This window comes from Curtobacterium sp. NPDC092190 (assembly GCF_044755625.1).
Classification (GTDB): Bacteria; Actinomycetota; Actinomycetes; order Actinomycetales; family Microbacteriaceae; genus Curtobacterium.
This window is the reverse complement of record NZ_JBIVRJ010000001.1, coordinates 473,859-485,926: the sequence shown is the minus strand read 5'-3', so window position 1 is coordinate 485,926 and position 12,068 is coordinate 473,859. Positions and strand designations below refer to the sequence as shown.

13 protein-coding genes are annotated in these 12,068 nt (G+C 70.2%); 1 reads left to right on the top strand and 12 read right to left on the bottom strand.

Going from position 1 to position 12,068, the window contains the following annotated elements:
- The first annotated feature begins 10 nt into the window (after window positions 1-10).
- Entirely contained in the window at window positions 11-589 is a 579-nt protein-coding gene (locus ACIQFY_RS02280) for a type IV toxin-antitoxin system AbiEi family antitoxin (RefSeq protein WP_400338110.1), read from the top strand.
- Here ACIQFY_RS02280 and ACIQFY_RS02275 read toward each other — a convergent pair.
- From ACIQFY_RS02275 to ACIQFY_RS02220, 12 genes are all read right to left on the bottom strand, one after another.
- Window positions 576-2,918: a bifunctional (p)ppGpp synthetase/guanosine-3',5'-bis(diphosphate) 3'-pyrophosphohydrolase gene (locus ACIQFY_RS02275; protein ID WP_245171075.1), complete on the bottom strand. Its 2,343-nt coding sequence runs from the start codon at window positions 2,916-2,918 to the stop codon at window positions 576-578. The genes ACIQFY_RS02280 and ACIQFY_RS02275 overlap by 14 nt on opposite strands.
- A gap of 57 nt (window positions 2,919-2,975) precedes the next feature.
- Window positions 2,976-3,338, bottom strand: a complete 363-nt coding sequence (locus ACIQFY_RS02270) for a rhodanese-like domain-containing protein (RefSeq protein WP_400338108.1) — start codon at window positions 3,336-3,338, stop codon at window positions 2,976-2,978.
- A complete protein-coding gene (gene secF / locus ACIQFY_RS02265; protein WP_066654302.1) occupies window positions 3,338-4,342 on the bottom strand; it encodes a protein translocase subunit SecF in 1,005 nt (334 codons plus the stop codon). Before secF ends, ACIQFY_RS02270 begins: the two co-directional genes overlap by 1 nt.
- Complete coding sequence (secD, locus tag ACIQFY_RS02260) at window positions 4,342-6,093, bottom strand: protein translocase subunit SecD (RefSeq protein ID WP_066654296.1); 1,752 nt, start codon at window positions 6,091-6,093, stop codon at window positions 4,342-4,344. The genes secF and secD overlap by 1 nt, the downstream gene beginning before the upstream one ends.
- 92 nt (window positions 6,094-6,185) lie before the next feature.
- Window positions 6,186-6,581 (bottom strand): preprotein translocase subunit YajC, encoded by a 396-nt coding sequence (gene yajC, locus ACIQFY_RS02255; protein WP_271826993.1) that lies wholly within the window; start codon window positions 6,579-6,581, stop codon window positions 6,186-6,188.
- Window positions 6,582-6,749: 168 nt separating this feature from the next.
- Window positions 6,750-7,778, bottom strand: a complete 1,029-nt coding sequence (ruvB, locus tag ACIQFY_RS02250) for a Holliday junction branch migration DNA helicase RuvB (protein ID WP_066654292.1) — start codon at window positions 7,776-7,778, stop codon at window positions 6,750-6,752.
- Window positions 7,775-8,395 carry a Holliday junction branch migration protein RuvA gene (gene ruvA / locus ACIQFY_RS02245; protein ID WP_400338105.1) on the bottom strand — a complete coding sequence of 207 codons (621 nt, stop codon included), beginning with the start codon at window positions 8,393-8,395 and terminating at the stop codon, window positions 7,775-7,777. The genes ruvB and ruvA overlap by 4 nt, the downstream gene beginning before the upstream one ends.
- A 10-nt stretch (window positions 8,396-8,405) precedes the next feature.
- Entirely contained in the window at window positions 8,406-9,047 is a 642-nt protein-coding gene (ruvC, locus tag ACIQFY_RS02240) for a crossover junction endodeoxyribonuclease RuvC (RefSeq protein WP_235426326.1), read from the bottom strand.
- A 4-nt stretch (window positions 9,048-9,051) separates the two neighbouring features.
- Entirely contained in the window at window positions 9,052-9,816 is a 765-nt protein-coding gene (locus ACIQFY_RS02235) for a YebC/PmpR family DNA-binding transcriptional regulator (RefSeq protein ID WP_066654289.1), read from the bottom strand.
- Window positions 9,817-9,979: 163 nt separating this feature from the next.
- Window positions 9,980-10,573, bottom strand: coding sequence for a pyridoxal 5'-phosphate synthase glutaminase subunit PdxT (pdxT, locus tag ACIQFY_RS02230; protein WP_311205397.1), 594 nt, complete (start codon window positions 10,571-10,573; stop codon window positions 9,980-9,982).
- A complete protein-coding gene (gene pdxS, locus ACIQFY_RS02225) occupies window positions 10,570-11,490 on the bottom strand; it encodes a pyridoxal 5'-phosphate synthase lyase subunit PdxS (protein ID WP_066654286.1) in 921 nt (306 codons plus the stop codon). The genes pdxT and pdxS overlap by 4 nt, the downstream gene beginning before the upstream one ends.
- A gap of 12 nt (window positions 11,491-11,502) precedes the next feature.
- Window positions 11,503-12,051, bottom strand: a complete 549-nt coding sequence (locus ACIQFY_RS02220) for an HIT domain-containing protein (protein ID WP_251155514.1) — start codon at window positions 12,049-12,051, stop codon at window positions 11,503-11,505.
- Window positions 12,052-12,068 lie beyond the last annotated feature (17 nt).

Genomic DNA, 12,068 nt, shown 5'->3' with positions numbered 1-12,068 from the left:
GGATGAGCGGGTGCCGACGCCCCGCCTGCTGACCAGCGACGACTGGCCGGAGACGGAGCTCCGCGCTGCGGTGCTCGCCGGCGAGCTCGTCTCCGTCGGGTGGTGCTGGGCCTCCCCCGCGGAACCGCAGACGCCCGCCCTCCGCGCCGCCGCGCACGCGTGGCGCGTGCCCGACGAGCGTGTGATGGCGAGCGGGCGGTCCGCTGCCTGGATCTGGGGTGCGACGTCGCGCCCACCCTCGCCGGTCGAGGTGAGTGTCCCGCCGACCGTCCGCATCCGTGTCGATCCCGACGTGCGGCTGCGCGAGGTCCGGCTCCCCGCCGAGGACACCGTGCTGGTGGGCCCGATCCGGGTGACCTCGCCGGAGCGCACCGCGGTCGACCTGCTCCGCGCGCCCGGCGCGTTCGACGCGTCCGCGCACGATGCCCTGCGCGGCCTCGTGGCGATCGGGGTGGTGCGGGTCGGCGAGGTCCGGCGCCGCCTGGCAGCGCTCGGGACGATCCCCATGGTGCGGCAGGCGGCCCGGCGTCTCGACCAGGCGATCGCCGCGACACCCGATCAGGCGCCGGCCGGGGTCAGCCCGCGCTGACCCGGTACACGTCGTAGACCGCGTCGATCCGCCGCACGGCGTTCAGCACCCGGTCGAGGTGCGTCGTGTCGCCCATCTCGAACACGAACCGGCTGAGCGCCAGGCGGTCCGAGGACGTCGACACCGTCGCGGACAGGATGTTCACGTGGTGGTCGGTCAGGACGCGCGTGACGTCGCTGAGCAGCCCGGAGCGGTCGAGCGCCTCGATCTGGATCTGCACGAGGAACACCGACTTCGACGACGGGGCCCACTCGACCTCGATCATCCGGTCGGGCTCGTTCATCAGTGACTTCACGTTCGTGCACGACGCCTGGTGCACGGAGACGCCCTGACCGCGGGTGATGAAGCCCACGATCTGGTCGCCGGGCACCGGCGTGCAGCACTTCGCGAGCTTCACCAGGATGTCGGGCGCGCCGCGGACGAGCACACCGCTGTCGCTGTTCCGGAGCTGGCGGCTCGTGACCTGTCGCGGGAAGGCGAGCTCGGGCTCGTCCGTCTCGGCCTCGGTCTGCACGTTTCCGAGCACCTTCTCGATGACGGACTGCGTGGACACGTGGCCCTCGCCCACCGCCGCGTAGAGCGCGGAGACGTCGTCGTACCGCATCGACGAGGCGACCTCGGCGATGGAGTCCTGGCTCATGATGCGCTGCAGCGGGAGGTTCTGCTTGCGCATCGCCCGGGCGATCGCGTCACGGCCCTGCTCGATGGCCTCTTCGCGGCGTTCCTTGGTGAACCACTGCTTGATCTTGTTGCGGGCACGGGGGCTGCGGACGAACGTCAGCCAGTCCTGGCTCGGGCCGGAGTCCGGGTTCTTCGAGGTGAAGATCTCGACGACGTCACCGCTCGACAGCGTGCTCTCGAGCGGGACGAGGCGCCCGTTCACCTTGGCACCCATCGTGCGGTGCCCGATCTCGGTGTGGACCGCGTAGGCGAAGTCGACCGGGGTCGCACCGGCGGGCAGGCCGATGACCTTGCCCTGCGGGGTGAAGACGTACGTCTCCTTGGCGCCGATCTCGTAGCGGAGCGAGTCGAGGAACTCGCCCGGATCACTCGTCTCGGCCTGCCAGTCGGTGATGTGGGCGAGCCACGCCATGTCCTGGTCGTCGGTGGTCGAGGAGGCGTCGACGTCCCGTCCCTGGGCACGCTGCTTGTACTTCCAGTGCGCCGCGACACCGAACTCGGCACGCTGGTGCATCTCGTGCGTGCGGATCTGGATCTCCACGGCACGGCCCTGCGGTCCGAGCACCGTCGTGTGCAGGGACTGGTACAGGTTGAACTTCGGCGTCGCGATGTAGTCCTTGAAGCGACCGGGCAGCGGGGTCCACCGAGCGTGCACGGAGCCGAGCATCGCGTAGCAGTCGCGGACGGTCGGCACGAGCACGCGGATGCCGACCAGGTCGTAGATCTCGTCGAACTCGCGCCCGCGCACGATCATCTTCTGGTAGATCGAGTAGTACTGCTTCGGCCTGCCCATGACCTCGCCACGGACCTTCGCGGCCTTCAGGTCCTTCTTGAGCGTGCCGATCACGTTCTGCACGAACTGCTCGCGCTTCGGCTGCCGTTCCTTGACCAGGCTGTCGATCTCGACGTACAGCTTCGGGTGCAGGACCGCGAACGACAGGTCCTCGAGCTCCAGCTTGATCATCTGGATGCCGAGCCGGTGCGCCAGGGGCGCGTAGATCTCGAGCGTCTCCTTGGCCTTGCGCGACGCGGACGCGGATTCCACGAAGCCCCAGGTGCGCGCGTTGTGCAGGCGGTCGGCGAGCTTGATGACGAGGACGCGGATGTCCTTCGACATCGCGATGACCATCTTGCGCACGGTCTCGGCCTGCGCGCTGTCGCCGTACTTGACCTTGTCGAGCTTGGTGACACCGTCGACGAGCATCGCGATCTCGTCGCCGAAGTCGGCACGGAGCTGGTCGAGCTGGTAGTCGGTGTCCTCGACCGTGTCGTGCAGGAGCGCCGCGGCGATCGTGATCGTGCCGATCCCGAGGTCGGCGAGGATCTGCGCGACCGCGACCGGGTGGGTGATGTACGGCTCGCCGGACTTCCGCTTCTGGCCGTCGTGGGCGCGTTCGGCCACCGAGTACGCCCGCTCGATGAGCGTGACGTCGGCCTTCGGGTGGTGCGACCGGACGGTACGGATGAGCGTGTCGACCGCCCCTGCGGGCTGCGCCCGCGAGAAGAGGCGCGGCAGCAGCGACCGCAGGGAACCGAGGTTGCCGGTGGTCGTCGCGTTCAGCGGACTGGAGGGCCGCGGCGCGGACCCGGGACGGCTCGCGCCGGGCGTGGGCGCACCCTGCGACGAGGACTCACGGGTGTCCGTCATGATGCGCCTCCTGCGACCGGTGTCCGGGTACGGTCTGGCAAGCCTACGCGCGTCCGGTCAGTGCTCGTGACGCGGTTCGCCCTGGGCGTCGCCGAACGATCCGGCGCGCACGACCGGCTCGCCCGCCTGCTCCCAGGCGACCATGCCGCCGGTCAGGTTCACCGCCGGCACCCCGGACTGCTCGAGGGCGGCGACGACCCGCGCGGAGCGGGCGCCGGAGTGGCAGACGACGATGGCGGGCTGGTCACCGCCGTCGATCTCCTGCCAGCGGGCCACCAGCTCGGACATCGGGACGAGCGTCGCCTCCGGGGCGTGCACCTCGTCCCACTCGCCCTGCTCGCGCACGTCGAACAACCGCGCGCCCCCGTCGAGCCGACGTCGGGCGTCGGCCACGTCGACGTCGTGCACCTCGACCGCCATCAGGCGACCTCGGCCGCGGCGTCGACCTCGCGCTGGCGCTTCTCGGCCGCCCGCGTCTTCTTCGCGTCGGCCTCCTTGACCTTGGGCTCGTTCTCGCGGAGGTGGGCGTACATCGGCGACGCGATGAAGATCGTCGAGTAGGTGCCGACGATGATGCCGATGAACAGTGCCAGCGAGATGTCCCGCAGGGTGCCGGCGCCGAGCACGTACGACCCGATGAAGAGGATCGCCGCGACCGGCAGGAGCGCCACGACCGAGGTGTTGATCGACCGGACGAGCGTCTGGTTCACGGCGAGGTTCACCGACTGCACGAAGGTGCGGTGCGACTCCTGCGACGTGTTCTCGCGCACCTTGTCGAACACCACGACGGTGTCGTACAGCGAGTACCCGAGGATGGTCAGGAAGCCGATGACGGCAGCGGGGGTGACCTCGAGCCCGACGATGCCGTAGACGCCGGCGGTGATGAGCAGGTCGTGCAGCAGCGCGACCATGGCGGACACGGACATCTTCCACGTGCGGAAGTAGACGGCCATCACCACGGCCGCCAGCGCGAGGAAGATGACGAGACCGCGGATCGCCTGCGCGAGCACGTCGGCTCCCCAGGTCGCGCCGATGTACGTCGAGGCGACCTGGTCGTCCGACACGCCGTAGGCCTCGGCCAGGGCGTCCTGCACCTCGCTGGTCTCGCGGTCCGTCAACTGCTCGGTCTGGACGCGGATACCGTCCTGGCCGACCTGGGAGACGCGCGGCACGCCCTCGGGGACGATCGACTCGACCGTTCGGGTGGCGACCGACTGGTCGAGGTCCTTCGCGTTCGAGATCGTGAACTCGGACCCGCCGGTGAACTCGATGCCGAGGTGGTACCCGCCGCGGAGCCACGGCACCGCCAACGAGACGACGATCGCGATGAGGGCGATCAGGTACCAGGTCTTGCGGCGCCCGACGATGTCGTACGAACGCTTCCCGGTGTAGAGGTCGCTGCCGAACTGGCTGAAGCTGGCCATCAGTCGTCCTTCCCGTCCGGCGTGGAGCCGTTGTCGCCGGAGGCCTGCTGGGCCTTCCGCTCTGCGATCGTCTGGCGGCGCTGGGCCTCGCCCGCGCTGCGCTGGCGCTTGCCGTCCACGACCGGGGCGCGGAACTGCGCCCGACCGCGGTAGACGGCGCCGAGGGCGGACGGGTCGAGTCCGCTGAACTTGTGCCCCTCGCCGAAGAAGCGGCTGCGCGCGATGAGCTGCATCATCGGGTGGGTGAAGAGGACCACGACGACGACGTCGATCAGGGTCGTGAGGAGCAGCGTGAACGCGAAGCCCTTCACGTCGCTGACGGCCAGGATGTAGAGCACGACCGCCGCGAGGAAGTTGATCGAGTCCGATGCCAGGATCGTGCGGAGCGCGCGCTTCCAGCCCGACTCGACGGCGCTCTCGAGACCACGGCCGTCGCGGAGCTCGTCACGGATGCGCTCGAAGTACACGATGAACGAGTCCGCCGTGATGCCGATGGCCACGATGAGACCGGCCACGCCGGCGAGTGACAGTCGGTAGTCGACACGCCACGACATGATCGCGATCACGAGGTAGGTCAGCACCGCCGCGACGCCGAGCGAGAGCACGGTGACGAACGCGAGCGCCCGGTACTGGATGATCGAGTAGATCACGACCAGGATCAGACCGATCAGGCCGGCGACGAGACCGCCGACGAGCTGTGCGGTACCGAGCGTCGCCGAGATGTTCTCGTTCGACTGCACCTGGAAGTTGATGGGCAGGGCGCCGTACTTCAGCTGGTCGGCCAGGGTCTTGGACGACTCGGCGGTGAAGTTGCCGGTGATCTGCGCCTTGCCGTTCGTGATGGCCGCGTTCGAGGCGGGCGCCGTGATGACGGTGCCGTCGAGCACGATCGCGAACTGGTTCTGCGGCGCGGGGAGCTTGACGAGGCGGCTCGTGACGTCGCGGAAGTCATCCGAGCTCTTGCCCGAGAACGTCAGGTTGACGGCCCACTGCCCGGTGGTCGCGCCCTGGGAGTCGGTGGCGAGACCCGAGGTCGCGTTGCTGATGCCGGAACCGGAGACCTCGACGGGGCCGAGGATGTACTTCGCGGCGCCGTCCTGGTCGCACGTGACGAGCGGCTCGTCGTCGGGCGCCGCCGTGACGTCGTCCGGGGCAGCGCAGTTGTAGTTCGTGTACAGGTCCTGCAGCGCCGGAGTGACCTGGGACAGGTCGCTGCCGTTGGTCGGCTTCGCGCTCGGGGTCGCGTCGAGCGATGCCGGCGGCGAGTACGGCGTCGGCGAGGCGGTCCCGCCGTCACTGCCGCCGACCGCCGTGTTCGTGGCCGCCTCGGTGTAGAGCACCGGTCGGAAGGTCAGCTTCGCCGCTGCCTCGATCCGGTCGATCGTCGCCTTGTCGGGCTTGCCGGGGATCGACACGACGATGTTGTTCGTGCCCTGCGTGTTGATCTGGGACTCGGAGACGCCGGTCGCGTTGATGCGCTGGCGGATGATGTTGACCGCCTGGTTCAGCTGCTGCGAGGTGACGGAACCGCCCTCGGTGTTCTGCGCCGCGAGGGTCAGCTGCGTGCCGCCCTGCAGGTCGAGCGCCAATTCGGGGACCCAGCTCGCGCCGGCGAACCACTCGTCGGTGTCGTCCTTGCTGTTGGCGGCGAGCACCGACGCGGCGGTGTTCAGGCCGGCCAGGGCAGCCATGATGATCACCAACCAGGTGAGCGAGCGCAGCGCCTTCTTGACGGGTGTCGATCGTGCCACCGGTCGTCTCGTCTTTCTGTTCAGGACCGACGACCTCACGGCCGGCGGCAGGGGTGTGGCCGCCGGGTCGGTGGACCCGGCGGCCGAGGGCGTCAGTCTTCGGTCTTGCGCTTCGTCGGGTCGGTCTCGTCGACACGCTCGCCGTAGACGGGCTCACCGTTGAGCTCGGTGACCGGCTTCGGGGCGGTGGTCTCGTCGTCGGCCACGACGGCGGTCTCGACGTCGGACGCGTCCTCGTCGACCACGCGCGACAGGGTCTGGCGGTGCACCGTCACGATGGTGCCGGGGGCGACCTCGACGTCCGCCGTGACCTTGTCGTCGTCGACGGACACGAGCGTGCCGTAGAGGCCGAACGAGAGCATGACACGGGAGCCCGGGACCATCTTCGTCTGGAGCTCCGCCTGCTGCTTCTTGCGCTTGCGGCTGCTGTAGAACATGAACGCGGCGAACGCCACGATGATGACGATGAGGAAGAGTGATTGGTCCATGGGGGCGGTGCCTTCTCTGGTTGCTCGGATCCAGCCGGAGCGGTCGCTGCTCGGCTTCGGGCCGTAGCAGTCTAGGGCACGGGCGTGTCCGCGATCGGGCAACCGCCTGAGTCCGTGCGGGCCGACCACGACACTCGGGCGACCGGGATCAGAATATCGTATACCTGATCAGTCGTCGAACAGGCCGGGCTGCGCGCCGACTCCGTCGCCGGGGGACATCCCGAAGTGACGCCAGGCCTGCGGGGTCGCGATCCGCCCGCGGGGCGTCCGGGTCACGAGTCCGACGCGGACCAGGAAGGGCTCGACCACCGACTCGATCGTCTCGGACTCCTCGCCCACGGAGACGGCGAGGGTGTTCAGTCCCACGGGGCCACCGTCGAACCGCGTGAGCATCGTCTCGACGACGGCGCGGTCGAGCCGGTCGAGCCCGAGCTCGTCGACGTCGTACAGGTCGAGCGCCCCCTGCACGGCGGCCATCCCGTCCGAGGTGCCGTGCACGAGGGCGTAGTCGCGCACCCGGCGCAGCAGGCGGTTCGCGATGCGCGGGGTGCCGCGGGAACGACCGGCGATCTCACGCAGGGCGGACCGGTCGATGCGCAGGTCCAGCAGGTGCGCCGCGCGGATCAGCACCTGTTCGAGTTCGTCCTTCTCGTAGAACTCGAGGTGCGCGGTGAAGCCGAAGCGGTCGCGGAGCGGGTTCGGCAGCAGCCCGGCACGCGTGGTCGCACCGACCAGGGTGAACGGCGCGAGGTCGAGCGGGATGCTCGTCGCGCCGGCTCCCTTGCCGACCATCACGTCGATCCGGAAGTCCTCCATCGCGAGGTAGAGCATCTCCTCCGCCGAGCGCGCCATCCGGTGGATCTCGTCGATGAAGAGCACTTCGCCGGGGACGAGGGAGGACAGCACCGCGGCGAGGTCGCCGGCGTGCTGGATCGCGGGGCCGCTCGACATCCGCAGCGGCCGACCGGACTCGTGCGCGACGATCATCGCGAGGGTCGTCTTGCCGAGCCCGGGCGGGCCGGCCATGAGGATGTGGTCTGGGGTGCGTTCCTGCATGGCCGCCGCCTTGAGCAGGAGGTCGAGCTGGCCGCGGACCTTGCGCTGCCCGACGAACTCGTCGAGCGACTTCGGTCGGAGCGCGCCCTCGAAGGCGAGCTCCTCCTGCGACTCGGCTCCCGCCGAGGTGATCCCGCTCACCGGCCGGCCCCCGCGGGACGCAGGGTGCCGAGCGCGGCGCGGAGCAGGGCCTGCGTGCCCATCGCAGCGGCGCCTGGGTCGCTCGCCACGACGGCGTCGACGGCGGCCTGTGCCGCGTCCTCGCGCCAGCCGAGTCCGACGAGCGCCGACACGACGTCGAGCGCGGCCGGGTGCGCGGTGCCACCTGCGACCGTCGCGGACGCAGGCGCCTGCTCGAAGGCCACGAGCTTGCCGGAGAGGGCGACCGTGATGAGCTTCGCGGTCTTCGGGCCGATGCCGGACACCTTGCGGAACGCCGCGTCGTCCTCGCTCGCGACGGCGTTCGCGACCTGTGCCGGGTCCATGTGGGCGAGGACGCCGAGCGCCGACTTCGGCCCGACGCCGGAGACGCTGCGGAGCAGGTCGAACACCTGGAGCGCGTCGGTCGACTCGAAGCCGAAGAGCAGGTGCTCGTCCTCGCGCACGATCATCGCCGTGCGCAGGAACACCTCGGACCCGTGGCGCATCGTCAGTGCGTGCGCCGGGGTGACCGTGACGGCGTACCCCACTCCCCCGACCTCGACCACGACGGCCGATCCGGAGACGTCGATGCAGGTTCCCCGGAGGCTCGCGATCATGCCCACGAGCCTAGGGCCGCCCACCGACGGCGCCGGCCCGCCGCGCGGCGGCACCCGGACGCGATGCCGCGGCAGCGGCACGCGCGAGCGGCGTGTCCGCGACCCCGGCCTGCGCGTCCCGCCAGGCACGCTGCGCCGGGGTGAGCGTCGACGGGCCGGGCCCGACCCGGTCGGGTGATCCGAGCCTCCAGGCATGGCAGACCGCCAGGGCGAGCGCGTCCGCGGCGTCGGCGGGCTTCGGGGCCTCGTCGAGCCCGAGCACCCGCGCGATCATCGTCTGCACCTGGCGCTTGTCGGCGTTCCCGTAGCCGGTGACCGCCGCCTTGACCTCCGACGGCGTGTGCAGCCCGACGGGCAGCCCACGGGCGGCGGCGGCGTGCAGCGCCAACCCCGCCGCCTGCGCGGTGCCCATGACGGTCCGGACGTTCGCCTGCGCGAAGACGCGCTCGACGGCCACCGCGTCGGGGCGGTGGTCGTCGATCTCGGCCGCGATGCCGTCGGCGATGCGCAGGAGCCGCTGCTCCAACGCCATGTCCGCGGGCGTGCGCACGACCGTCACGTGGACGAGTCGTGCGCGCCGGTTCGGTGCGACCTCGACGACGCCGACGCCGCACCGGGTGAGCCCGGGGTCCACCCCGAGCACACGGAGCACCGGACTAGTCCTCGTCCTCGTCGAGCTCGGCCTGGACGTCCGCGGGGATGTCGAAGTTGGCGTAGACGTTCTGCACGTCGTCGCTGTCCTCGAGCGCGTCGATCAGCTTGAAGACCTTGCGGGCGGTGTCGGCGTCGACCGGGACCTTCACCCCGGGGACGAACTCGGCATCGGCCGAGTCGTAGTCGATGCCGGCGTCCTGCAGCGCCGTGCGCGCCGCGACGAGGTCGCTCGCCTCGGTGATGACCTCGAAGCCGCCGCCCTGGTCGACCACGTCCTCGACACCCGCGTCGAGCACGGCCGTCATCACGGTGTCCTCGTCGAGACCGTCGGTCTTCGTGACCGAGATGACGCCCTTGCGCGAGAAGTTGTAGGCGACGCTGCCCGGGTCGGCCATGGTGCCGCCGTTCCGGGACATCGCCGTCCGGACCTCGGCCGCAGCGCGGTTCTTGTTGTCGGTGAGGCACTCGACGAGCATCGCGACACCGTTCGGGCCGTAGCCCTCGTACATGATCGTCGTGTACTCGATCGACTCACCGGTCAGGCCGGCGCCGCGCTTGATCGCGCGGTCGATGTTGTCGTTCGGGACCGAGGTCTTCTTGGCCTTCTGGACGGCGTCGACCAGGGTCGGGTTGCCCGACAGGTCCGCGCCGCCCATCTTCGCGGCGACCTCGATGTTCTTGATGAGCTTGGCGAACGACTTCGCACGGCGCTGGTCGATGACCGCCTTCTTGTGCTTCGTCGTTGCCCACTTGGAATGCCCGGACACGGTGCTCCTTGCGTCTAGCGGAAGATCCGGACCAGTCTACCGGCCGGGAGACGCGGATCACCGCCGCCCCGCCCCCTTGCGCGAAACGCAACGTCGGCGACACCGCGCAGTGCGATGCCGCTGCGAGGAACCGCCGACGTTGCGTCTTGCGGGTCGGGAGGACCTAGGCGCTGCGGACGATGTCGAGGAAGCGGCGGTGGAAGCGGTCCTCGCCGGCGACCTCGGGGTGGAACGCGCTCGCGAGCACGGTGTCCTGCTGCACGGCGACGACCTGCCCGTCGGCGAGGGCACCGAGCACCTGGACGCCGGCGCCGTGCTCCTCGACCACGGGGGCACGGATGAACACCGCGTGCACGGGGGCCTCGCCGAGTGCCGGCATCGGGATGTCGGTCTCGAAGGAGTCGTTCTGGCTGCCGAAGGCGTTGCGGCGCACGGTCGTGTCGAGCACGGCGAGCGTCTGCTGCCCCGGGATGCCCGCGGCGATCCGGGAGGACAGCATGATCATCCCAGCACAGGTGCCGTAGGCGGGGAGTCCCCCGCGGATCGCTGCGCTCAGTGGCTCGGCGATGCCGAACGTCCGGGACAGCTTGTCCATGACGCTCGACTCACCGCCGGGGATCACGACGCCGTCGAGCGCCTCGATCTCCTCGGGCCGACGGAGCGGCACCACGTCGGCGCCGAGCTCCGTCAGCGAGGCGATGTGCTCGCGGAAGTCACCCTGCAGCGCGAGGACCCCGATGCGGGGTCGGGCGCTCACCAGCCGCGCTCGGCGAGGCGGTGCGGAGCGGGGACGTCGGCGACGTTGATGCCGACCATGGCCTCGCCCAGACCGCGGGACACCTCGGCGATGACCTTCGGGTCGTCGTGGAAGGTCACGGCCTTGACGATCGCCGCGGCGCGCTTCGCCGGGTCGCCCGACTTGAAGATGCCGGACCCGACGAACACACCGTCCGCTCCGAGCTGCATCATCATCGCGGCGTCGGCCGGGGTGGCGACACCACCGGCGGTGAAGAGCACGACGGGGAGCTTGCCGGTCTGCGCGACCTCCTTCACCACGTCGAACGGGGCCTGGAGCTCCTTCGCGGCGACGTAGAGCTCGTCCTCCTTGAGGTGGCGGAGCGCAGCGATCTCCTTCGAGATGGTGCGGATGTGCTTCGTGGCCTCGGACACGTCACCCGTGCCGGCCTCGCCCTTGGAGCGGATCATCGCCGCGCCCTCGGTGATGCGGCGGAGTGCCTCGCCCAGGTTCGTGGCGCCGCAGACGAAGGGCGTCGTGAACTTCCACTTGTCGATGTGGTTGACGTAGTCGGCGGGCGACAGCACCTCGGACTCGTCGATGTAGTCGACGCCGAGCTCCTGCAGCACCTGCGCCTCGACGAAGTGGCCGATGCGGGCCTTCGCCATGACGGGGATCGAGACGGCGGCGATGATCTCCTCGATCATCGACGGGTCGGACATGCGGGCCACGCCGCCCTGCGCGCGGATGTCGGCGGGGACGCGCTCGAGGGCCATGACGGCGGTCGCGCCGGCTTCTTCCGCGATGCGGGCCTGCTCGGCGTCGATGACGTCCATGATCACGCCGCCCTTGAGCATCTCGGCCAGGCCGCGCTTGACGCGGTCGGAGCCGGTGATCGAGGTGCCGTTGGTGCCCGAGGTGCTGGTGCTGTCGCTCATGATGCCGACAGTCTAGTCCGCAGCGGGCCAGCCGTCGGCGACGAGCCGGCGGGTGTCACCGAGCATCTGGGACATCGACTTCGTCCGGGCGATGATCGGGAAGAAGTTCGAGTCCGACGCCCACCGCGGCACGATGTGCTGGTGCAGGTGCGCGGCCACACCGGCGCCCGCGATCTCGCCCTGGTTCATGCCGATGTTGAAGCCGTCGCAGTGCGACACCGCACGCAGTACGCGCATCGCGGTCTGGGTCAGCTCGGCGATCTCCCGGATCTCCTCCGCGGTCGCCTCGTCGTACAGCGGGACGTGGCGGTAGGGGCAGACGAGCAGGTGCCCGTTGTTGTACGGGAACAGGTTGAGCAGCACGTAGGCGTGCTCACCGCGGGCGACGATCAGGGCGTCCTCGTCGGACTTCCGCGGCGCCTCGCAGAACGGGCAGTCGTCCTCGTGCCCGCGGCCCCGACCTTCCCGCCCGGCGTCGATGTAGGCCATGCGGTGCGGGTTCCACAGGCGCTGGAAGGCGTCCGGCACCGCCGCACCCGTGGCCGCGTCGCGGATCACCAGCGGGTCGTCCGCGCTGC

Bases quoted from the DNA above. Each gene is read 5' to 3' on its own strand.
- ACIQFY_RS02275 (WP_245171075.1), bottom strand. From the start codon at position 2,918: ATGACGGACACCCGTGAGTCCTCGTCGCAGGGTGCGCCCACGCCCGGC.
- ACIQFY_RS02270 (WP_400338108.1), bottom strand. From the start codon at position 3,338: ATGGCGGTCGAGGTGCACGACGTCGACGTGGCCGACGCCCGACGTCGG.
- secF (WP_066654302.1), bottom strand. From the start codon at position 4,342: ATGGCCAGCTTCAGCCAGTTCGGCAGCGACCTCTACACCGGGAAGCGT.
- yajC (WP_271826993.1), bottom strand. From the start codon at position 6,581: ATGGACCAATCACTCTTCCTCATCGTCATCATCGTGGCGTTCGCCGCG.
- ruvA (WP_400338105.1), bottom strand. From the start codon at position 8,395: ATGATCGCGAGCCTCCGGGGAACCTGCATCGACGTCTCCGGATCGGCC.
- pdxS (WP_066654286.1), bottom strand. From the start codon at position 11,490: ATGAGCGACAGCACCAGCACCTCGGGCACCAACGGCACCTCGATCACC.